Origin of the sequence: Nocardia sp. NPDC050799 (assembly GCF_040654015.1) — a bacterium.
GTDB lineage: Bacteria > Actinomycetota > Actinomycetes > Mycobacteriales > Mycobacteriaceae > Nocardia.
Genome location: NZ_JBFAHF010000001.1, coordinates 523,900 through 549,157, shown reverse-complemented (window position 1 = coordinate 549,157; position 25,258 = coordinate 523,900). Strand labels below are relative to the sequence as shown.

Annotated in this window: 2 protein-coding genes; both read right to left on the bottom strand. The window is 70.5% G+C overall.

The genetic code is table 11. The annotated features are described in order from the left end of the window. Positions 1-32: 32 nt before the first annotated feature. Entirely contained in the window at positions 33-815 is a 783-nt protein-coding gene (locus AB0H42_RS02440; protein ID WP_357048554.1) for an FkbM family methyltransferase, read from the bottom strand. After that, a complete protein-coding gene (locus AB0H42_RS02435) occupies positions 809-25,258 on the bottom strand; it encodes a non-ribosomal peptide synthase/polyketide synthase (RefSeq protein ID WP_357048551.1) in 24,450 nt (8,149 codons plus the stop codon). Before AB0H42_RS02435 ends, AB0H42_RS02440 begins: the two co-directional genes overlap by 7 nt.

Sequence of the window (25,258 nt, the reverse complement as noted above, 5' to 3'; positions counted from 1 at the left end):
TGTTGTGTGCCGGCCGTCGAGTGGGCCGGGGGTCACGCGGCTCGGCTCGCGTAGACCTCGTACAGGTCGGTGCCGCGCAGACTCGGGTCCTGCCGGATCCGGGTGGTCAGGCCGTGGATGCTCAGCAGCTCGCGGAACTGTCCCAGGCGCCCTGCGGTGTCGTGCACCTCCGCCACCACCGTGCGTATCCGCGGCCAATCCCGCGCGGCCACACCCCGCAGCACATCGAGTTCCGCTCGTTCCACATCCACCTTCAGCACACCGATCTCGGCATCCGGCCCGTGTTCGTCCAGGATCGCCGACACCGTCGTCACTTCGACATCGATCTGTTCACCCTGGTGCAGGCCGGCGGTGATGAGGTCGATCGCCTCGTCATCGAGGCCGCTGTTGCGCAGGAAAACCCGGGTGGCCTCGTCGTCCTCGGCCCGATCGGCGTACAGACCCGAGTTGGCCGGCGCCTGCGGATACCAGGTGAGCGGGAGGACACCGGGTTCGGCGCCGACAGCGGTCCGCACGGGTACGGCGTGCGGGACATGAGCGTTCAGATTGCTCTGCAAGCAGCGGAAAGTCGCCGGCACGGGCTCGGCCGCGAGCACCCGGGCGCCGGGACAGATATCGGCGAACAGCATCGCGGCCAGCCCGATGTTCGCGCCGATATCGAGGACGAGGTCCCCCGGCCGTAGCCGGGCGGCGGCCTGCCGGTAGAAACCGGTCGCCGAGGTGATCTCACCCCAGAGAAACCTCGCCTCCGCCGGGCTAGGGCAGTCGACCACTCTGCCGTCGTCGAGTTTCAGCGTCTGTTGCGTGTTCAGCATTGTGCTACGGCCCTTTCTATTACCGCACCGACAACGGTCAGTGCCTCGGGATGGCTCAGCTCGAGGTGCCGGACATCGACCACCCGGTTGTGGATCTCCCCGGTCACATAGGGTCGCCACGAGCGGGCCAGTGCCTCGTGGTCGGTGTGGTCCTTTCCGGCCGTGAAGAAGTACAGGTCACCGTCGAAGATCGCCGGCCGGTACCGGTCGGCGATCGCCGCGGCGGTCTCGAAACTCGTCATCACCCGGTCCACCTGTTCGGCGGTGAACATCGCGGTACCGAGTACCTGTTCCCGGACGACCGCCCAGGCCTGCTCATGGGTATCGGCACGGACGTCGTCGCCGAGGTCGAACAGCTCACGCCAGCCGCCGAGCAGATCCGCCATCAACCGGCCCGGCAGCCGATCGCCGGCCGTCTCCGGCGCGGCGACGTCACCGGACAGCTCCACCGCACTGTCCAGCAGTGCCAGCAACCCGACTTCCGCGCCCGCGCGCCGGAGCCGGACCGCCACGGCATGCGCGATCTGCCCACCGAGCGACCAGCCGAGCAGGTGGTACGGACCGTCCGGCTGTACCCGGCGGATCTCGCGCGCATAGCGTTCGGCCAGCTCGTCCACCGATTCCGCCGGAGGCTCACCGGCCACCACATGCGGATCCTGCAGGCCGTAGACAGGACGGTCCGCGTGCACGTGTTCCACAAGACCCCCGTAGAACCAGGCCAGCCCACCCGCCGGATGCACACAGAACAGCGGCGGCTCGGATCCGCTCGCCCGCAGGGGCAGCAGCACCTGCAGACCCGACCCGCCCTCGGCCTCGTCGGCCCGGCGCGCCAATGCCTCCGGTGTGGCGTCGTCGAACATCCACGGCAGCGCGATCGTCACCCCGCGGGCCTTCAGTTCGCGTACCACCATGGTGGCCAGCAGCGAGTTGCCGCCCAGATCGAAGAATCCGTCCGAGACCCCGACCCGCTCGACACCCAGCACCTCGGCGTACACCTCGCCGATCGCTTTCTCCGTCCCCGTCCGGGGGGCGACGAACTCACTCGTGGCGGTGGCGGGATCCGGTGCGGGCAGGGCCGCGCGGTCGAGTTTGCCGTTGACCGTCAACGGCAGATCGGGCAGTACCGTGATCGCCGCCGGAACCATATAGCCGGTCAGCGCCTCGGCGGCGGTCGCCCGGACCGCGGCCGGGTCGAGCTGCCCGCCCTCGGCGGCCACCACGTAGCCGATCAGCTGGTCGATCCCGTGGCCGGGCCGGTGCACCGCGGCGGCGGCGCGCACGACACCGGGATGCCGGAGCAGCGCCGATTCGACCTCGCCCAATTCGATGCGGTAGCCGCGCAGCTGGATCTGGGCATCGGCGCGACCGCGATAGCGAAGCTCGAGTCCGTGCTCGCCGTCCTGCCACCTGCCGATATCGCCGGACCGGTAGAGCCTGGACCCGGCCGGCCCGTACGGGTTCGCCACGAACCGGCCCGCTGTCGTCACGGGGGCACCCAGGTAACCCCGCGCGAGCTGCCCACCGGCCACATAGATCTCACCGGGCACCCCGATGGGCACCGGGCGCAGGCGCTCGTCGAGTACGAAGACCCGCATACCCGGCAGCGGCGTACCGATCCCGGCGATATCGGGTCCGGTGACCTCGCCGAAGGTCACGTGCACCGTGGTCTCGGTGATCCCGTACATATTGATCAGCCGGGGGATTCCGGGCTCGTGGGCCGTGAACCATCCGGCCAACCGCGCGGGGTCCAGTGCCTCACCGCCGAAGACGACATACCGCAGCGCGAGGTCGGGTCCGCCACGACCGGCGGCCCGGCGCTCCCGGTCCGCCTCGGCGAATCCATAGAACGCCGACGGTGTCTGACTCAGGACCGTCACTCCCTCGCGGGCGACCAGCTCTGCGAAGGCCTCCGGCGCCCGGGACACCTCATAGTCGACCACGACCAGCCGGCCACCGGTCAGCAGCGCGCCCCACATCTCCCAGACCGCGAAATCGAATGCGTAGGAGTGGAACATGGTCCACACATCATCCGGGCCGAACTCGAAACACCCGAGGATTTCGGTGAACAGGGTGACCGCTTCGCGATGGCTCACCGTCACGCCCTTGGGGCGGCCCGTGGAACCCGACGTGTAGATCACGTAGGCCGTGTTGTCCGGCCGGGCGAGCGGCAGCACCGGAGCCGGATCCACTGCCGCTGTCGCGCAGTCCTCCACGAGTAGCACCGGAACCGGGAACTCGGGTACCGCCGACATCGTCTGCGCCGAGGCGAGCACCGCCACCGGGCGCGCGTCGTCGAGCACGAACCGCAACCGCTGTTCCGGGTAGGCCACATCCAGCGGCAGATATCCGGCGCCGGTGCGCACCACGGCCAGCAGTGCGGCGACCAGGTCCGCCGAACGGGACAGGGCCACGGCCACCAGCGTTTCCGGACCCGCCCCGCACTCGGCCAACCGGGCGGCGATCAGACCGGCGCGCCGATCCAGCTCCGCGTAGGTCAGCGCCGAGCGGCCGTCGGTCACCGCGACGGCGTCGGGCCGCTCCGCGACCCGCGCGGCGAACAGATGCGCGAGGGTCGTCTCGAGGACCGCGGCACCGGTGGGCCCGGCCGCGTCCAGCAGCGCACGCCGCTGCGCGGCGTCGACGAGGTCGATATCGCCGACGACTACCTCCGGATCCGCCGTCACCTCTTCGAGGATCCGCACGAAGGCCCGCGCGAACCTGTGCATCGTCGCTGCGACGAACAGGTCCGTGGCGAAGGTCAGCCGGCCTATGAGACCGCCCGGACGGCCGGCCTCGTCGAACCGCTCGGCGAGCTTCACACTCAGATCCGCCTGTGCCTGTTCGAAACCGTCCTCAACCGGTTCGACGGTGAGACCGGGCAGCCGGACCGCGGCCCGGCTCAGGTTCTGGACGTCCAGCGTCACCTGGTAGAGCGGCAGATGCGCGGTCGATCGCGGCGGGTTCAGCGCCTCCACGACCTGTTCGAACGGTACGTCCGCGTGCGCCAGCGCGGCCAGATCGGTTTCCCGGATACCGGCGAGCAGTTCGGCGAACGTCTGCCGCGACACCACCCGGGACCGCAGCACCAGCGTATTGACGAACATACCGATCAGATCGTCGAGTTCCCGCACCCCGCGACCGGCCACCGGGGTACCGATCGCGATATCGCCGACTCCGGACAGCCGTGCCAGCAGGACCGACAGCGCGGCGTGCAGCACCATGAAAACCGTCGCGTTCCCGGCGCGGGCCGCCGCGCCGATCCGGGCGTGCAGTTCGGCGGAGATTTCGAACTCGACTGCGCGCCCGCGCAGCGACGCCACCGGCGGCCGGGGCAGATCGGTCGGCAATTCGAGCAGTTCGGGGAGCCCGCCGAGTGTCTGTTTCCAGAATCGCAGTTGCCGCGAGGCCAGGGAGTCCGGATCGTGCTCGTCACCGAGGATCTCGTGCTGCCACAGCGCGTAGTCGGCGTACTGGACCGGCAGCTCCGGCCACGGCGGGGCGCCGCCCTGCCTACTCGCCTCGTACGCCACCGCCACATCGCGGGCGAGCGGCAGCATCGACTGACCGTCCGCGCAGATGTGGTGCACGGTGACCATCAGCACGTGGTCACGCTCGCCCAGTTCGAACAGTTCGATCCGCAGCGGCGGTGCCTGGGTCACATCGAAACCGGTGCCGACCGCGGCGACGGCTCGCCGCATCAGCTGATCCTCCGCCACCGGGACCGGCCGCAACTCGGGCACGACCTCGGCGGCCGGTACCACCCGTTGATACGGGACACCCTCGGCCATGGGGAACGCAGTGCGCAGTGATTCGTGGCGTTCGACCACCAGGGCGCAGGCCCGGCGCAGCGCGTCGATATCGAGCTCGCCGGTCAGCCTGATCACCAAGGGAATGTTGTAGGCGCCCACCGAGGTGTCGAACTGGTTGAGGAACCACATCCGCTGCTGGGCCGGGGACAGCGGTACCCGCGCGGGGCGGGTCCGCGCCACCAGGGGTGCGCGGTGCTCGTGGTCGAGACCGGTCAGCCGCGCGGCCAGCTCGGCCACCGTCGGCGCCTCGAACAGCTCACGGACACCGACCCGGGCCCCGGTCGCGGCGCTCACCTGCGCCGCCACCCGGGTCGCCGACAGCGAGTTACCACCCAGCTCGAAGAAGCTGTCCGCGGCGCCCACCTCATCGAGGTCCAAGACGCGTGCGAAGACCTCCGCCACCGCCCGCTCGACGTCGGTATCCGGCGCGACCCACGCCCGGCGGGCGCCGAATTCGGGTGCCGGGAGAGCCAGGCGGTCGAGTTTGCCGCTCGTGGTGAGCGGCAACTCGGGCAGCAGGGTCAGCGCCTCGGGCACCATATGCGCCGGCAACCGGTCGCGGACGGCCGACCGCACCGCCGCGAGGTCCACCGAGGCGGCACCGGCGAGATACCCGGCGAGCCGCTTGCGACCCCGCTCGTCGGGCCGTAGGACGACGACGGCCTGATCGACACCGGGACAGCCGGTGAGAACGCTTTCGATCTCACCGAGTTCGATGCGCTGACCGCGGACCTTGACCTGGAAATCCCGGCGGCCGAGGTACTCCAGCGTGCGTTCGTGGGTCCAGCGCACGAGGTCACCGGTGCGGTACATGCGCGTTCCCGCCGCGCCGAACGGGTTCGCCACGAACGCTTCCGCCGTGGTCACCGGCCGGCTCAGGTAGCCGCGCGCCAGTTGTACACCCGCGAGATACAGCTCTCCCACCACCCCGGGTGGTACCGGCCGCAGCCAGGCGTCCAGCACTACCGCTTCCATCCCGCGCAGCGGCTCGCCGATCGGCACCGCGGCACCGGGTCGCAGCGGTCCGCTCATACAGGCAAGAATCGTGGTCTCGGTGGGTCCGTACCCGTTCAGCAGGCACCGGCCCGGCGCCCAGACGGCCACCGTCTCCGGCGTCACCGCCTCACCGCCCGCCACCAGCACACGCAGCGAATCCAGGCCCTCCGGCGACAGCGTCGCCAGCACACTGGGGGTCAGGAAGGCATGCGATACCCGCTGCGCGCGGATCAGTTCGGCCAGTTCGGCGCCCGCGTACACCCCCGGCGGCGGCAACACCAGCACCGCACCGTTGCTGTGCGCCAGCAGTACTTCGAGGATCAGGACGTCGAACCCGGGCGCGGAACCCTGCAGCACCCGCGACCCGGAGTCGGCGGCGAAACGTCTCCGTTGCTCGGCAGCGAAATTCGCCAGGCCCTCGTGCGTCACCGCCACGCCCTTGGGCACCCCGGTCGAGCCCGAGGTGTACAGCACATAGGCCGTATCCCGGAGATGCGGTGTACGCACACGGTCCGCGTCGAGTATCGGACCCGACGGGTATTCCGCGATGGAAGCCCGGGTATCCGGGTCGTCGAGAACCATCGGCCGCACCGAGTCCGGCAGCGACCCGCCCGCGGATCCGCTCGTCAGCGCGACCCGGATATCGGCATGTTCGACCATGAGCGCGACCCGTTCGGCGGGGTTGCGAGAATCGACGGGCACGAGTGCGGCACCCGTTTTGGTCACCGCCCACAGGCCCACCACGAACTCCACCGACCGGGGCAGCGCCAGCGCCACCCGGTCGCCCGGGCCGACGCCCCAGTCGATCAACTTCCGCGCCAGCCGATCGGACCGGGCATCGAGTTCGGCGTAGGAGACCGTTGGCCCGTCCGAGATCAGGGCCGGGGCCCCGGGGTCGCGGGCCACCCCCGCCGCGAGCAGTTCCGGCAGCGAACACGGTGCCTCGGCGGTGCCACCCGACGCCGGTACCAGTTCCGCCCGTTCGTCGGCCGACAGCAGATCGATCGACCCGAGCGGTCTATCCGCATTGCCGGCGATCGCGTGCAATACGCGGGCCAGCCGATCCGCGAGATCGGCCGCCGTCCGATCATCGACCCGGGCGCGCTGGTAGCGGACCCGGATGTGCAGCTCGTCGGTCTGGTGTGCCTGGACCAGCAGCGGATAGTGCGCGGCGTCGCGGCCCTCGGCCGAGAGCACCCGCATTCCGTCGATATCGGTCTCGCCCAGACCGCTGCTGTCGACCGGATAGGACTCGAACACCACCAGGGTGTCGAACAGGTGCGGGTTGTCCGCGGCCGCGGTGATCTCGGACAGTTCGAGATAGTGGTGGTCGAGCAGCCGGGTGCTGTCGGCCTGCAGACGAGCCAGCAGTTCGGCGACGGTCCCGGTGCGGGTCACCTCGGCCGCCACCGGGATCGTATTGATGAACAGCCCGATCATCGACTCCACACCGGGCAGATCGGCGGGCCGCCCGGAGACGGTGCTACCGAAGACCACGCGTTCGGTGCCCAGCAGATTGCCCAGCACCACCGCCCAGGAGAACTGGACGATGGTGGCCATCGTGACCGCGTGCTCCCGGGCGTACTCGGTCAGCCGCTCGGTGGTGAGGCGTCCGATGACGACCGGCAGATCGACCGGGATATCGGCGACGGTCGCTGTATGCGGGTCGGTGATCAGGGTGGGTTCGACCGACTCGCCGAGGGCCGCGCGCCACACCTGTACACCGGCCGCGTGATCGCGCCGGCCCAGCCATTCCAGATAGTCGCGGTAGGACGGCGCGGCCGGCAGCAGATCGGTCCGTTCGTCCACCGCGTAGAGACCGATCAGCTCCCGGCACAGCAGCGGCAGCGACCAGCCGTCGAGCAGCAGATGGTGCGCCGTCAGTACCAGCCGGAAGTCTCCCGGTCCCACCGTGACCGCGAGGAAACGCAGCAGCGGCGGATCGGCGGGATCGAAGACCACGGCCCGTTCGGCTTCGATCAACCGATCGAGTTCGGCGGTGTCCCCGCCGGTCTCGGCGCGGTACCAGCGCAGTGCCGCGGCGGCGGGAACGACCTGCGCGGCCACGCCGTCGGCCGTCCGGGTGAAGGCCGCGCGCAGGTTCGGATACCGGTCGAGCAGCGCTCGCGCTGCTCGTTCGAGCCGGCCCTCGTCGACCGTGCCCGCCAGGGTCAGCACCGATTGGGCGGTGTAGACGTCCAGTTCACCCGCGGCGAATTCGGCGTGGAAGAGCAGGCCCGCCTGCAGCGGCGCCAGCGGCCACACATCGGTGAGCGGCCCGTAGCGGCCGGTGAAGACATCCAGATCGGGCTGGGTCACCGCGACGAGCGGAACATCGGCGGGGCACAGGCCCCAGTCTTCGTCGGTACCTGCCGCCGCGGCGATCTCGCGGACCGCATCGATCCAGTCGCCGGCCAGTTCGGCGACCTCCGCGCGGTCCAGCAACCGCGTGGCGTAGCCGATCTGCGCCGACAGCACGGGGCCCGCCGCGGTCTCGGCAGTGTGCACATCGATCGTGATCGCCGCCGCCGCGGGCATATCCGGGTCGAACGCGCCGCGCTGGTCGAACTCCTCCCCGGTCGGCACCCAGGCCAGTCCCGACAGCGCGGCGAGATCGACACCGGCCCGGCCGAGATTATTGAAGGCGATCTGTGGCTCCGGTGCGCCCGCCAGCCGCTCTCCGGCGGCGGGATCGAGGTAGCGCAAGAGGCCGTAACCGATCCCCTTGTCCGGTATCGCCCGCAACTGTTCCTTGACCGCGTTCACCACGGCACGCGGATCACCGGAGTCCACCCCGGACGGGTCGAGCGCGACAGGGTAGGCGCTGGTGAACCAGCCCACGGTACGGGAGAGGTCCGCGCCCGGGACGAGCTGCTCCTCGCGGCCGTGGCCCTCGAGCAGGATCTTCGCGCCCCGATGGGTGCTTCCGCGGCGCGCGCGCCAGCGCCCCAGGGCGACCGTCAGTCCCGCGAGCAGTGCGTCGTCCACCGTGGCACGGGCGGCTTCGGGCACCACCTCCAGCAGCACCCGCGTCACCTCGGCCGGGAGGGACACCTGCAACTGCCGGACCGTTGCCTGGGTGTCCACGGACGGGTCGAGTGCCGCCCGCCCCAGCAGCGGGTCGGGGGCCGCGCTCATCCGCTGCCACAGATCGAGTTCGCTGGTCCGAGCCGTCACTGCTTCGGTCAGGGCGTGCGCCCAGCGGCGCATGGAGGTGCCCGGGGCGGGCAGGTCCACCGCCCGGCCTTCGTCGATCTGCTGCCAGGCGGTCGCGAGATCGGGCAGCAGGATGCGCCACGAGACGCCGTCCACGGCCAGATGGTGGATCACCACGAGGGCCCGGCCCTCCGCGTCGACTCCCGCCGCGGGCAACAGGCAGACGACCTGGACGACCCGGCCGGCGGCCGGATCGAGGCGGGCGGTGGCCGCGGCCAGCGCGGCCTCGGCCACCGCGGTGAATCCGTCACCGCCCGGCGCGTCCTCGGCCCGGAAGGTCTGCACGAGCAGGGTTTCGGCCGCATCGACCGAACCGGCCGGCAGCACCCGCAGGCAGCCGTCGCGCAGCTGGGAGCGGAGCATATCGTGCCGGTCCAGCAGGGCCTGCACCGTCGCACCGACCTCGGCGATGGCGGCGTCCCCCGGCAGCCGCACCAGCATCGACTGGGCGAATCCCCGGGCCGCGCCGAGGCGTGCACCGAACCAGGTCACGATCGGCGTGCTCGGGATATCCCCCACGCCGCCGCCGGGCAGTTCCGTGAGCGTCGCCCGACTCGTGGTCGCGGCGACCTGCGCGAGGGCCCGGACGGTGCGGCGTTCGAAGATATCGCGGGCCCGGACGACCAACCCGGCGGCCTGCAACCGCGCGGCGAGCTGGATCGACATGATGGAATCGCCGCCCAGCGCGAAGAACGACGTGGTCGCCCCCACCGACGGCACCCCGAGCACTTCCGCGAACGCGGCCGCGACGGTGCGTTCCAGGTCGGTGGCCGGTGCGACCGCGTCCTTCTCGCGCCCCTCGAATACGGGTTCGGGCAGCGCTTTACGGTCCACCTTGCCGGTCGAGGCGAGCGGCATCCGGTCCAAGACGGTGATTGTCGCGGGCAGCATATGGGCCGGCAGCACGCTCGCGAGCCGGTCCAGCACCGCGGTCGCGGCGAGCTCCGCGCCGGGCTCACCCACGAGATACGCCGCGAGCAGCGACCGGCCGTCCGGGCCGGGCCGGGCGACCGTGGCCGCCGACGCGACACCGGGCTGCGCGACCAGCGCGGCATCGATCTCGCCGAGTTCGATGCGCTGACCGCGAATCTTGATCTGGAAATCGCTGCGGCCGACATATTCCAGCGTATGGCCGGCAGTCCAGCGCACGATATCGCCGGTCCGATACATCCGCGTTCCCGCGCCGCCGTACGGATTCGCCACGAACGCGTTCGCGGTCAGCGCCGGTCGATTCAGATATCCCCGCGCCAGCCCGGGACCCGCCAGATACAACTCACCCGGCACACCGACCGGTACCGGCCGCAACCGGGCGTCCAGGACCACGGCCTGCGCGCCGTGGATCGGGCCACCGATATCGATCGGGCCACCGGCACGCACCGGCGCACTCATCGTGATGACGATGGTCGTCTCGGTCGGACCGTAGATATTGTGCAACCGACGTCCGGGAGCCCAGGTGGCGACCAGCTCGGCCGGCACCATCTCACCGCCGACCGCCAGCATCTGTACCGATCCGAAATCGACGGGCGATACCGTCGCCAGCACACTCGGCGTCAGGAAGGCATGCGATACCCGGTGGTTGCGGATGAGCCGGGCCAGGTCCGCGCCACCGAAGACATCCGGCGGCGAGATCACCAGCGCGGCGCCCGCCGCACAGGCCATCAATGCCTCGAGCAGTACCGCGTCGAAGGCCGGTGCCGCCACATGCAGCACCCGTGCGGTCCGGTCTACCCGATAACGCGCCCGCTGGGCGGTGGCGAAGTTCGCGAGCCCCTCATGGGTGACCACCACCCCCTTCGGCGTGCCGGTGGAACCGGAGGTGTAGATCAGGTACGCCGTGTCCCCGGTCCGGGCACGCCGCGGCGCCGACGCGCTCGCGGAAAGGCCCGGCCGCCCCGCGATTTCGGTGGCCGTGGCCGGATCGTCGAGTACCGACCACTCGACCCCGTCCGGCAGCGCGGCCACCGCGGCCGCGACCGTGAGACCCAAGGCGACGCCGGCGTCGGCGATCATATGGGCCACCCGCTCCCGCGGGTACCGCAGATCCACCGGGACGAAGGCGGCGCCGGTCCGGGAGATCGCCCACATGGCGATCTGGTAGTCCACCGAGCGGGGCACCGCCAGCGCGATATGAACGCCGGGGCCCGCGCCGCGCGCCACCAGATAGCCGGCCAGCAGGTCGGCGCGCCGGTAGAGCTCGGCGTAGGTCAGGGTTTCGGTCTCCCCGATCAACGCCACCTGCGCGGGGTGCGCGGCAACCGCCGCGGCCAGCAGATCCGGCAGCAGGCACGGGGTTTCGGCCCCGGCACCGACCGCCGGTACCAGCTCTTCGGCTTCCGTCGCGGTGAGCAGATCTATACCCCCGACCGCCCGGGCCGGGTCGGTGGTGACCGACTCGAGGATACGCACGAACCGTTCGGCGAGCGCCTGTGCGGTCCGGTCCGCGAAAAGATCGGTGGCGTACACGATCTCCCCGTCGATACCCCCGGGCCGATCACCGTCGGCCCGCTCGTTCAGCAGCACGGTGAGATCGGTTTTGGCCTGCGCGATCCCGGGATCGAGCAGTGTGACATCCACATCGGGCAGGTCGAACCGCGCCGGCCCGGTGTTCTGCAGTCCGAACATCACCTGGTACAGCGGCGTGTACGCGGTCGACCGCGGACGATCGAGCACATCGACGAGCCGTTCATAGGCGATATCGGCGTGCGCGAGGGCGGCCACGTCGATATCGCGCACCTCCGCGAGCAGTGCGCGGAAGGACCGGTCCTCGGCGATCCGGGTGCGCAACACGACGGTGTTCACGAACATCCCGACCAGATCATCGAGCGCCTCGTGGCCCCGGCCCGCGACCGGGGTACCGACCGAGACATCGTCGGTGTGCGCCGTCCGGGCGAGCAGGATCGCCAGCGCCGCGTGCAGTACCACGAAGGTCGTCACGCCCTCGTTCTGCGCCAGCCGCACGATCGCGTCGTGCAGCCGCGGCGGGATATCGAAGCGCACGCTGCCACCGGCCGTGGTGACGGTGGCCGGGCGCGGGTGGTCGGTCGGCAGATCCAGCAGTTCCGGGCTGTCGCCGAGCGCTTCGGTCCAGTAGGCGATCTGCCGCGAGATCAGCGATTCGGGATCGTCTTCGGCGCCCAGGCGCTCCTGCTGCCACAGCGCGTAGTCGCCGTACTGGACCGCCATCGGTTTCCATTGCGGCGGCTGCCGGCGCGTCCGGGCCGTATAGGCGGTGAACACATCACGGGCCAGCACCGGCATCGAGGCGCCGTCGGCGGCGATATGGTGCGCCACCAGGACCAGTGCGTGCTCTCCGGCCGCGGTGCGGTACAGCCCGGCCCGGACGGGTATCGAAACCGCGACATCGAAGCCGGTTTCGGCGACCCGCCGGATCCGGTCGGCCAGTTCGGTCTCGTCGGCGACCGGTTCGGCCTCCGGCAGCAGATCGGACCCGGCGTGCGGGGCGTCCAGGACGACCTGGCACGGTTCGCCGTCCACCATGGGGTAGATCGTCCGCAACGGCTCGTGCCGGATGATCACGTCCCGCAAAGCGGCCCGCAGCGCCGCGAGATCCAGCGCACCGCCGAGCCGGGCCGCGAAACAGATGTTGTACGCGGCGGATCCGGTGTCGTACTGGTTGAGGAACCACATCCGGCGCTGCGCCGCGGCCGGCGGGACGGCGGCCGGGCGCTCGCGCGCCGTGAGGGGGAGGGCAGCGCCGCGGGTGCGGGTGGCGACCCGTTGCGCCAGGCCGGCGATCGTCGGCTCGTCGAAAATATCGCGGATACCGACTTCGACATCCAGCGCCGCCTCGGCGCGGGCGGCGATCCGCGCGGCCGACAGCGAGTCGACACCGATCTCGAACAGATCGGCCGTCACGCTCACCTGCTCGGTTCCGATCAGACCGGCGACGATGCGCGCCAGCACGGTTTCCCGCTCGGTGCGCGGGGCCACGTATTCGGCCCGGTCCTCGAACACCGGCCGGGGCAGCGCCGCACGGTCCACTTTGCCGTTGGCGGTGAGCGGGATCGTCGCCAGGACCTGTACGGCGGCCGGCACGAGATAGGCCGGGAGCGTACGCGCGATCCGGTCGCGCAGCTCGCGGCCCGTGGCCTCGGCGCCGGGGACGAGCGTCACGTAGCCCGCGATCCGTTCGGTCGTCGCGACGACGACGGAACGGGCGACCTCCGGCAGCGCGCACAACGCGGCTTCGATCTCGCCCGGCTCCACCCGCTGCCCGCGCACCTTCACCTGGAAATCGCCGCGCCCCGCGAACTCCAGATCGCCGGACCGCATCCAGCGGACCAGATCGCCGGTGCGGTACAGCCGCTCCCCCGGCGCGCCGAAGGGGTGCGCGACGAACGTGGCGCAGGTGAGGTCGGGGCGGCCGTGGTAACCGCGGGCCGTCTGCACGCCCGAGACGTAGAGTTCGCCGGTCGCGCCGAACGGCACGGGGCGCAGCCGGGAGTCCAGGACATACACGCGCATACCGGCGACCGGCCGCCCGATCGGCACGGTCGCGCGATGGCTCTCCCCGGGCAGGCTCGGGTGGCTGGTGACGACCTCGGCCTCGGCCGGTCCGTACCAGTTCACGACCTCGGCATTGCCGAAGACCCGCGCCGACTCGTCGACGGTGCGCTGGGCCAGCGCCTCACCGGCGACGAACACCCGGCGGACCGACGGCAACGACGCCGCGGTGGTGTCGAGCAGGACATCGAGCATCGACGGGACGAAATGCGCTGTGCTGATCCCGTGTTCGGCGATGGTCTTCGCCAGGTAGGCCGGGTCGCGATGACCGTCCGGAGCGGCGACCACGAGCTGCGCGCCGGTCTGCAACGGCCAGAACAGTTCCCACACCGCGATATCGAAGGTGACGGGGGTTTTGTACAGGACCACATCGGACCCGTCGTGCGGCCACTGCCGTTGCGCCCAGGCCAGCTGCGCCGCGGTCGCGGCGTGGGTCAGGGCGACCCCCTTCGGGAGGCCGGTGGAACCGGAGGTGAACAGCACATAGGCCGCGTTGTCCGGGCGCAGCGGCGCCCGGCGATCCGCATCGGTGACCGGGTCGTCGCCGTAGCCGCTCAGGTCCGCCAGGTCGATCGACTCGGTGGCGTACTCCGCCGGCAGTTCCCCTCCGTCCGCGGAGGTGGTCAGTACCAGTACGGGCCGGGCCGCCGCGAACACACGGCCGATCCGCGCGACCGGATGGTCCGGATCGACCGGGAGGAACGCGGCCCCGGTCTTGACCACCGCGTACAGCGCGGTGACGAGGTCGATCGAACGCCGGATCGCGACAGCCACAATGGTTTCCGGCGCGGCGCCGCGATCGATCAGCCGGCGGGCGAGCCGGTTCACCCGGTTGTCGAAATCCCGGTAGGTCAGCACGGCGCCGGCCGGATCGCGCAGGGCCGGCGCGGCCGGGGTGCGGGCCACCTGGTCGTCGAAGAGGTCGACCAGGGTCCGGCCGGTGACGACGGGGCCACCGGTGGCGTTCCACTGGTGCAGCAGCACGGTCCGATCGGACTCGTCGAGCAGGTCGATATCGCCGACGACCGCTTCCGGATCGGCCGCCGCGGCGTCGAGTACGCGGACGAATTGCGCGGCGAACCGCGCGGCGGTGTCCTCGTCGAACAGGTCGGTGGCGTAGGTGAGGCGCAGCGTCATACCGGCCGGTTCGTGGTGAGCGCCGTGGCCCTCCGACATCATCAGCAGCAGATCGTAGATCGCGGCATCGTCGCCGGGATCGATATCGTCCACGGCGAGATCCGGCAGCTCGACGTGGGCGCGGTCCATGTTCTGATAGGCGAGCATCACTTGGAACAGCGGCGTATGCGCGGCCGAACGCACCGGGTTCAATGCTTCCACCAGCTGTTCGAACGGAACGGTGGCGTGGTCGTAGGCGTCGATATCGGCCCGCCGTACCTCTTCCAGAAGCTCCCGGAAACTCCGGTCCGGCGCGACCCGGGTCCGCATCACCAGGGTATTGACGAACATACCCACCAGACCGTCGAGCGAGCGGTGGCCGCGGCCCGCGTGCGGCACACCGACGGTGATGTCGTCGCCCCCGGAGAGCCGCGCCAGCAGGACAGCCAGCGCCGTATGGGCCACCATGAATGTCGTGGCGCCGCCGCGGCGCGCCAGCGTCTGCACCCGCCGGTGCAGGTCACCGGGAATCGTGACCTGTACGAACGCGCCGCGCTGGGTCCGCCGCGGCGGCCGCGGCCGATCGGTCGGCAGATCCAGGACATCGGGGATGCCCGCGAGACGGGTACGCCAATAGGCGATCTCGCGCGCACCGCGCGACCGTGGATCGTCCGGGGCCCCGAGCACCTCACGCTGCCAGAGCGCGAAATCGGCGAACTGAACCGGCAGCGGCGCCCACTCCGGCGGGCCGCCCAGGGCACGCGCCCGGTAGGCGGTCATCAGATCGGCGGCCAGCGGTGCCACCGAGAAACCGTCACAGCTGATGTGATGCGCGGACAGCGCGAGTACCCACACCGATTCGGAGAGCTGGAAGAGCCCGACCCGCAGAGGCACGCCCTCGGCCACATCGAAGGTGCGGCCGAAGAACTCCGCCAGCCGCCGCGGCAGTTCGCACTCGGCGATCGGTTCCGGGACGAGATCGCCCTGCGCGGCGACCTCCTCGACCGGGAGCACCACCTGGGCCGGAACACCGTCCACGGCCGGATAGACGGTACGCAGACTCTCGTGCCGCTCGACCACATCGCCGACGGCCGCGGTGAGCGCCGCGAGATCGAGTTCACCGTCGAGCCGGATCGCCAGCGGAACGATATACCCGGCGGCCGCCGGATCGAACTGGTTGAGGAACCACATCCGGGTCTGCGCCGCCGAGAGCGGTACCCGATCCGGGCGCGGACGGGGCGCGGGCGCCGGCAGGCTCGGTACCTCCCGCAACCGGGTGATGCGCTCGGCGAGGTCGACGACCGTGGGCGCTTCGAAGATCACCCGCACCGCGACGGTGACCTCGAGGATATCGCCGATCCGGCTCAGCGCTCGCGTCGCCAGCAGCGAATTACCGCCCAGTTCGAAGAAATCGTCCTGGGCGCCGATCTCCGGCAGGGCGAGCAACTCGCCGAAGACACCCGCCACCGTCTGCTCGACCAGGCCCCGCGGCTCCCGGAACTCGGCCGTGCGCAGGGCCGGGTCCGGTGCCGGCAGCGCACGATGATCGACCTTGCCGTTCGCGGTGAGCGGGATCGTATCGATCCGGATCACCGTGGCCGGAACCATATAGGCGGGCAGCCGTTCCCGCAGCGACGCGCGGATCTCCTGGGTGTCGCACGACGATGGCGCGACCACATGGGCGACCAGGCGCTGTTCGCCGTGATCGGTGCGTACCTGTACCACCGCGGCGTCCACGGCGGCGTGGGCCACCAGCGCGGCCTCGATATCGCCCGGTTCGATCCGCAGACCGCGCAGCTTCACCTGGGAATCGGCTCGGCCCATAAAGCACAGGCTGCCGGTGGTGTCCCAGCGCACCAGGTCGCCGGTGCGGTACAACCGGGCGCCGGTGCCCGAGGGGTCGGCGACGAAGGTGGCCGAGGTCAGGGCCGGACGTTCGTGATACCCGCGGGCCAGCTGCACTCCACCCAGGTACAGCTCGCCCGTGACACCGTCCGGGACCGGATTCAGCCGGGCGTCCAGCACCCGGACCACCACATTCGCCTCGGGTACCCCGATCGGCACGGCGGTGCCGGAGACCTCCTCGACACGGTGGGAGGTGACGCTGACCGCGGCCTCGGTCGGCCCGTACAGATTGTCGATCCGCGCGGCGCCGAACTCGGTGAAACGCCGGACCGTCTCGGCCGGCAGGGCTTCGCCGATGCACAGGACACGCCGCAGGTCCGGAAGTTCGAGCCCCTGCGCGGTGGCCAGGAACGCGGCGAGCAGCGACGGTACGAAATCGACCGTCGTCACCCGGTGTTCGGCCAGCAGCCGGGCCAGCACCCTGGGGTCGCGGTGGGCGTCGGCGTCCGCGACCACCAATGCCGCGCCACATACGGCCGCGGCGAACAGTTCCCACACCGACAGGTCGAAGGTCATCGGTGTACGCCAGATCAGCACATCGGAACCGTCGAGGCCGTAGTGGTCGCGCAGCCAGCACAGCTGGTTCACCACCGCGCGGTGCGGGACGGCCACGCCCTTGGGCACGCCGGTCGAGCCGGAGGTGTAGATGACGTAGGCCAGATCGTCCGGACGCAGTGGCCGGAGCCGGTCCGCGTCGGTGACCGGTGCCGGATCGGACTGCGACACCGACAATTCGGTGATCGGCCACCGCGGCACCTCGAGGGGCAGATCCGCGTCGTCACCCCGGGTCAGCACGGCGATCGGCCGGGCGGTCGCGCAGACCGAGCGGATCCGGTCGGCCGGGTGTTCCGGATCCAGGGGCAGGTAGGCGGCACCGGCGGCGTGGATCGCGTACAGGCCGGTGAGCAGGTCGGCGCAGCGGTGCATGGCGACCGCCACCACCGTCCCCGGCCCCACCCCCCGGTCGATGAGGGCGCGGGCCAACCGGTTCACTCGCTGCGCGAAGTCCCCGTAGTCCAATCGTTCGCCGGTCGCGGCGTCGATGACAGCCGTATTCCGCGGGGTGGCCGCGACCTGTGCCGCGAACAGATCCGCCACCGTCGCCGGCTCGGCGACGGTGCGCGCGCCGGCCGACCGCTCGGCCAGGGCTTGCCGTTCGGCCTCGGTCAGCAGATCGATATCGCCGACGGGCGCGGTGGGATCGGCGAGGACCGCGCGCAACAGCAGCTGGTAACGATCGAATATCGAGCGGATCGACGACTCGTCGAACAGGTCGGTGGCATACCCGAATTCGACCGCCATGCCGCCGGTGCCACCGTCGACGGACAAGGTGTCGACCAGGTTCAGGTGCAGATCGTATTTGGCCACGGCCGGATCGATCATCCGGGCCGTGACCGTCAGGCCGTCGATGCGCACGACCGGGATCTCGATGTTCTGGAACGAGAACCCCACCTGGGTCAGCGGCGCGTGCGCCGTCGACCGGGGCGGATTGAGCACTTCGACCAGCCGTTCGAACGGGATATCGGCATTCTCGAACGCGGCCAGATCCGCGGCGCGGACCTGATCGAGAACCGCGGCGAACGACGCGCCGGGCGCGACCCGGGTCCGCAGCACCAGCGTATTGACGAACATACCGACCAGGCCGTCGAGGCCGGGTTCGCCGCGGCCGGCGATCGGTGTCCCGACGGCGATATCACCGGCCCCGGACAGACGGGCCAGCAGCGCGGCGTAGACGGCGTGCATCACCATGAACACGGTCGTGTCGTGGCGGCGGGCCAGCGCGATCACCTCGCGATGGAGGTCCGCGGGCAGCGTTGTGGAGTAGGTGGCGCCCCGGAAGCTCTGCTGGGCCGGACGGGGCCGGTCGGTGGGCAGGTCGAGTACCTCGGGCAGTTCGGCGAGGGCCGAGCGCCAGTACTCGGTCTGCGCGACCGTAGGGCTGTGCGGATCGTCCTCGGTGCCGAGCAGTTCCCGTTGCCACAGCGTGTAATCGGCGTACTGCACCGGCAGCGGCGCCCACTGCGGCTCGTGGCCCCGGTGCCGGGCCCCGTAGGCAGTCATCAGATCCGCGGCGAGCGGGGCGAGCGACGAGCCGTCGAAGCTGATGTGATGGACGACCAGGACCAGGGTGTGGTCGTCGGGCGCACTGCGCAGCAGCGTGATCCGGAACGGGACCTCACGGGTGACGTCGAAACCGGCCGCGGTCGCCGCCGCGATCCGCGCCTCGACCGTATCGGCCGCGACAGTCACCGGCTCCGGCGGCGCGCAGGCGTCCGCCACCGGCACGATCACCTGGTGTGGTCCGCTGTCGCTGTCCGGGTAGCGGGTGCGCAGCGCTTCGTGCCGGCCGAGCACATCGGCGACCGCGGCCTGCACGGCCGCCACATCGAGGTCGCCCGACAGGCGCAGCACCAGCGGAATGTTGTACAGCGGCGATGCCGTGTCGAACCGGTTGAGGAACCACATCCGCGTCTGTGCCGGCGACAGCGGGATCCGCTCCGGACGGTGCTGCGGAACCAGTGGTTGCCGGCCGGCGGGGGCGCTCGTGCGCAGCCGATCGGCCAGGGCCGCGACGGTCGGCGCGTCGAACACCGTGCGCAGTGCGATATCCACACCGAAATCGACGCTCAACCGACCCGCCACCCGGGTCGCCGACAGCGAGTTGCCGCCGAGGTCGAAGAAACTGTCGAAGGCGCCCACTCGCTCGAGACCGAGCACCTCCGCGCACACCCGCGCCACGGTCTGTTCCACGCTGTCGCGTGGCGCGACGAATTCCGTGGTGGCCGCACCGAACACCGGCTCGGGCAGCGCGGCACGATCGATCTTGCCGACCGGCGAGAGCGGCAGCCGGTCGAGGACCAGCACGGCCTCCGGGACCATATGCGCCGGCAGGCGCTGCGCGGTGTACGCCAGTAGCTCCGACGTGTCCACCCCGGCGCCTGCGGGCACCACGTAGGCGGCCAGCCGGGCACCGTGCTCGCCGCCGACACCCATCACATGCGCGACCGACACCGCCGGGTGCGCGGCGAGCGCGGCCTCGATCTCGCCGAGCTCGATGCGCTGACCGCGAATCTTGACCTGGAAATCGGTGCGGCCGGCGTATTCCAGCGTCCCGTCGGCGGTCCAGCGCGCCAGGTCGCCGGTGTGGTACATCCGGGTGCCGGGCGGACCGAAGGGCGCGGCCACGAACGCGGCCGCCGTGGCCGCGGGCCGCCGCAGGTATCCGCGGGCCAGTTGGACACCGGAGACGAAGAGCTGACCCGTCACCCCTACCGGAACCGGCCGCAATCCCGCATCGAGGACCACGACGTCGATCCCGCGGATCGGTCCGCCGATCGTCACCCGGTCGCCCACCGACAAGGGATCGCTGATCGCGACCATGATGGTGGTCTCGGTCGGCCCGTATCCGTTGAACAATTCGCGACCGGGCGCCCACGTCGCCACCGTCTCGGCCGGGACCGCCTCGCCGCCGGCCACCAGCACCCGCAGCGAGTCCAGGCCCGCCGGTGACATCGTCGCCAGCACACTCGGTGTCACGAACGCGTGCGAGACCCGCTGGGCGCGGATGAGCTCCGCCAGTTCCGCGCCGGCGAAGACATCCGGCGGCGAGACGACGAGCGTGGCGCCGTTCGCATGCGCCATCAGCAGTTCCAGGACGACCGCGTCGAATCCGGGCGCCGCCAGCTGCAGTACCCGCGCGGACGGCGCCACCCGGTAGCGCTCGCGCTGTTCGGCGGCGAAGTTCGCCAGACCCTCGTGCGTTACCGCGACTCCCTTGGGCGTACCGGTCGAGCCCGAGGTGTACAGCACGTACGCCGTATCGAGGATATGACCGGGCCGTATCCGTTCCCGGTCGGTCACCGGCGCCGCCGATCCGGCGTCGAGCGCGGCCGCGGTGTCCGGATCATCGAGTACCAGCTGCGTGATCGACTCGGGCAGCAGTGCCCGCGTGGATTCGACCGTCACCGCGATCCGGACCGCGGCGTCGCCGAGCATCAGCGCGATGCGTTCGGCCGGATTCCGCGGATCCACCGGGACGAAGGCCGCGCCGGTCACCGCTACCGCCCGGATACCGGCCACGAATTCGACCGAACGCCCCAGCACGAGCGCGACGTGGTCACCCGGGCCCACACCCCGTGCGATGAGTTCGCGGGCCAGCCGGTTCGACCATGCGTCCAGTTCCCCATAGGTGACCGTCCGGTCCCCCGCGATCACCGCCACCGCGTCGCTGTCGGTTACCGCCAGCACCTCGGCCAGGAGTCGGGGCGCCGCCGCCGGGGCGCCCGCGGCCGGGACCAGCCCGGCCCGTTCGGCTCCGGAGAGCACATCCACGGCACCGATCCGGATACCGGGATCCGTCACGACCGCGTCGAGTATCCGGTTCAGCCGGGCCGCGAATTCCGCGACCGTGCGCCGGTCGAACAGATCGGTCGCGTAGTCGACGCGCAGGGCGACATCGCCACCGGCGGAGGCGTTCTCCGCCACGGTCACCACGAGGTCCACCTTCGCCGTTCCGGTTCCCGGGTCCAGGATCTCCACGGTGAGACCGGGCAGTTCCAGCACGGGCCGGTCCATGTTCTCGAAGGCCAGATACACCTGGCACAGCGGGGCGTACGCGGCCGATCGCCGGGGGTCGACCTCCTCCACGACCCGCTCGTAGGGCAGATCGCTGTGGGCGAAGCCGTCCACATCGACGGTGCGCACCCGTGCCAGGAAGTCGGTGAACGATTCGCCCGGGCGGACCTCGGTGCGCAACGGCACGGTATTGACGAACATTCCGACGAGTGGTTCCAGCGCGGGCTCGCCACGGCCGGCCACGGCGGTGCCGACGGTGATGTCGTCGGAGCCCGACAGCCGGGCGAGCAGGACGGCGAGCGCGGCGTGCACGACCATGAAGGTGGTGACGTTCGCCGACCGGGCCAGCCCTTCGATCCCGCGGAAGACCTCGGCCGGGATCGCGGTCTCGGTGCGGTCACCGCGCAGCGACCGCTGGGCCGGCCGGGCCCGGTCGGCGGGCAGTTCCAGCACCGGCGGCTTACCGGCCAATTGCCCTGTCCAGTAATCCAGCTGGCGGGCTGCCGGCGAATCCGGATCGGCTTCGTCCCCGAGCAGTTCGCGATGCCAGAGGCTGTAATCGGCGTACTGCACCCGTAACGGCTGCCAGTCCGGGGTCTTGCCCTGCACCCGGGCCTCGTAGGCGATCGCGAGATCGGCCGACAGCGGCCGCAGCGACGACCCGTCACAGCAGATGTGGTGCAGGACGACGGCCAGGACGTGCCGGCGCCGGTCGGCCGAAGCGAACAGGGCGCTGCGCAGCGGCGGCCGTAAACCGACATCGAAGCCTTGCGCCGCGAGTTCCCGGATCCGGTGCGCGATATCCGCTCCGTCCGCGGTCTCGGGAATCAGGTCCAGACCGGCGACCACCTCCTCGGCCGGCCGGACGACCTGGGACCCCGCACCCTCGACGGCCGGGAACACGGTGCGCAGCGCCTCGTGGCGCTCGAGTACATCGGTGAGGGCGGTCCGCAGCGCCGCCACATCGAGGTGGCCGGTCAGCTGCACCACCAGCGGGATGTTGTACGCCGCCGAATCCGGGTCGACCTGGTTGATCAGCCACATCCGGTTCTGGGCGGGGGCCGGCGGAAGTGGGTCCACCCGCGGCCGGACGCGCAGGGTGGGGCGGGCCGGGCGGTGCGCGGCCGCGATACACGCCGCGAGCCCGGCGACGGTCGGTGCGCCGAACAGATCGCGCACCGAGACCTCGCAGCGGGTCAGTTCGCCGATCCGGACGGCGGCGCCGGTCGCGGTGAGCGAATTGCCGCCCAGCGCGAAGAAGTCGTCCAGAACGCCGACCCGTTCGACGCCGAGGACATCGGCGAACACATCGGCGATCGTCTCCTCGACCACTGTGCTCGGTGCGACATAGGCCGCGGCCGAATCGAATACCGGCTCGGGCAGGGCCCGGTGATCGATCTTGCCGTTGACGGTCAAGGGCAGTTCCGGCAACACCACGACACTTGCCGGCACCATGTACTCCGGCAGGACCGCGGCCACCCGCTCGCGCAGGGTGTCCGCTGTGTCGGCGCCCGGATCGCCGGCCGGCACCACATAGGCGACCAGCCGGGCCGCCTCCGTGCCGGGCCGATGGACGACCACGGCCGCCGTCGCCACCGCGCTGTCGGCCAGCAGCACATTGCGGATCTCGTCGAGTTCGATCCGGAATCCGCGCAACTGGACCTGCTGATCGGCCCGGCCGCGATACTCCAGTTCGCCCCGATCGTTCCAGCGGGCGATATCCCCGCTGCGATAGAGGCGTGCCCCCGGTGCGCCGAACGGGTCGGCGACGAAGCGGGCAGCACTCAGCGCGGGCCGCCCGAGGTATCCGCGCGAGAGCTGTGCTCCCGAAACATAGATCTCACCCCAGGCGCCCAGCGGTGCCGGCCGCAACCGCTCGTCCAGTATGTAGGTGCGCAATCCCGGCAGGGCCGTGCCGATCGCGCTCGGGGCGCCGGGCACCGCGATATCCGGAGTCAGCGGCAGATAGGTGACGAAAACGGTGGTCTCGGTGATCCCGTAGCTGTTGGCCACGACCGGCACCCGCGGATCGTGTTCGTACCAGGCGGCCAGTCCCGCCGGATCCAGGCGCTCGCCCGACAGGATCACCGACCGCAGTGCCAGCGGCCCCGCGGTCTCCCCGTCGGCCGCGTAGCGGTCCCGTGCGGCCGCGAACTGCTGGAAGGCCGAAGGTGTCTGGTTGAAAACGGTGACCTTCTCGCGGGCCACCAGGCGTACGACATCGTCGGGCGACCGGGTGGTCGCGGTGTCCACCACGACCACCCGGCCCCCGGAGACCAGCGGCCCGAAGATCTCCCACACCGAATAGTCGAACGCGAAGGAGTGGAACAGCGTCCACACATCGCCGGCCCGGACCTCGATCTCGGCGCAGGCATTGATCAGGTATGACGCCACCGCGCGGTGGCCGATCGGCACGCCTTTCGGGCGACCGGTCGAGCCGGAGGTGTAGATGACGTAGGCGATATTGTCCGGCCGCAGCGGGCGGGACCGTTCGGCATCGGTGACCGGCGTACTGTCGCCGTCGAATCCGGTGCGGTCGTCGAATACGACGAGCCGGTCGGGGTCGCCCGGGATATTTTCGCGCAGGGCGGGCTTGGTGACCACCAGCACCGGCGCGGCATCGGCGAGCACGTAGTCGAGGCGGTCGGCGGGGTGGGCGATATCCAGGGGCAGATAGCCGGCCCCCGATTTCAGCACGGCCAGGGTGGCGACGATCAGATCCGCGTCCCGCGGCATCGCGATGGCCACCAGGGCTTCCGGCCCCGCGCCGCGCGCGATGAGGGTGCGGGCGAACCGATTGGACCGCTCGTCCAGTTCCCGATAGGTCAGGGCGGTCGAGCCGCAGGTCACGGCGACCGCGTCGGGCGTCGCCGCGGCCCGGCCGGCCAGCAGGCCGACCAATGTCGTGTCCGCGACCGCACCGTCGCGGCCCGCGAGTTCGCCGACAACGCGCTGCTCTTCCGCTGAATCGGTGAGGGGAATATCGACCACGGGGGTGTCCGGGGGCGATTCCAGCAGGCGCCCCAGGAATTCGACGAACCGCGTGGTGTGCAGTTCGAGTTCGTCCTGGCTGTACAGATTCGGATTACCGTGCAGTTCGAGCAACAGGGGCCCGTCGGCGCCGGGACGGTAAAGGTTCAGCTGCAGATCGTCGAGGGCGCCGGACGTGAGAGCACGATAACGCCCGACAGCGGAGCCGAGTCGGATCTCGCTGTCGAAGAACAGGATGTTGACGACCGGGCCGAACGAATTGGTTACCGTATCGGCGATATTCGTCTCGCGGCGCATATCCTCGAATCGGTAGAGCTGGTGCCGGATCGCCGAAACGAGTTCGGATACCGCCGCACCGACCAACTCCGCGACCGTGGTCTGCGGTGTGAGCGCGAACCGGATGGGCACCATATTCGCCAGCATGGCGGCGGCGTGCCGCAGGCGGCGGGTCACCCGGCCGCTCACCGGCAGCGACAGCACCACGTCATCGGAACCCGTCATCCTGGCCAGGAAGGCGGAGAACGCCGCGATGACCACCTGCGCGGGCGAGGCCCGCCGGTTCTCCGCGAACCGCTCCAGCAATTCGGACAGCCGGTCCGGCAGTTGCCGGCCGGCCACCCGATCGTTGTCGCTGCAGCGCGCGGCCCGCCCCGAAAGACTCACCGGTGTCGGGAGACCGGATGTCTTCTCGCGCCAGTACGCCCGGTCGGATTCGAAGCGCGGACTCGCGTGGTACGCCCGGTCGGCCTCGGCGATATCCCGCAGATCCGCCGCCACCAGCGGCGGGGTCTGTCTACCCTCGATGATCGCGTTGTAGTGCTCGGTGACCCGGCCGATGTAATTGAACGCGCCGTATCCGTCGATGATCAGATGATGTGCGCGGCCGTACCACAGGTACCGCTGTTCGCCGATCTTGATGAGTTTTCCGACGGCCAGCCGATCACGGCCGAGGTCGACGGCCTTGGTGCTGTAGTCGCGGCGCATCCACTCCATGGCCGCGGCGTAGGGGTCGTCGGCGTCGGACAGATCCAGCAGGGCGTCGGCATAGATGATACTTCGATCCACGAATTGATAAGGGCGGCCGTCGTATTCGACTACTCGTACGACGAGTGATTCGGTTTCCCGCCCGACGATATTGACTGCCTCGGTGAGCAGGTCGATATCGATCTCGCCCTGGATATCGACGTAATGTGCGATATTGACGTTCGGCCTGCCCGGAAGATGGTCGGCCAGCCACATGCTGTATTGCGCCCGCGACAACGGGATGAGATCCAGTTCGTGGTCGACAGCCATGGCCGATCTCGAATTCAT

Coding starts and splice junctions, on each gene's coding strand:
- AB0H42_RS02440 (WP_357048554.1), bottom strand. CDS start 815: ATGCTGAACACGCAACAGACGCTGAAACTCGACGACGGCAGAGTGGTC.
- AB0H42_RS02435 (WP_357048551.1), bottom strand. CDS start 25,258: ATGAATTCGAGATCGGCCATGGCTGTCGACCACGAACTGGATCTCATC.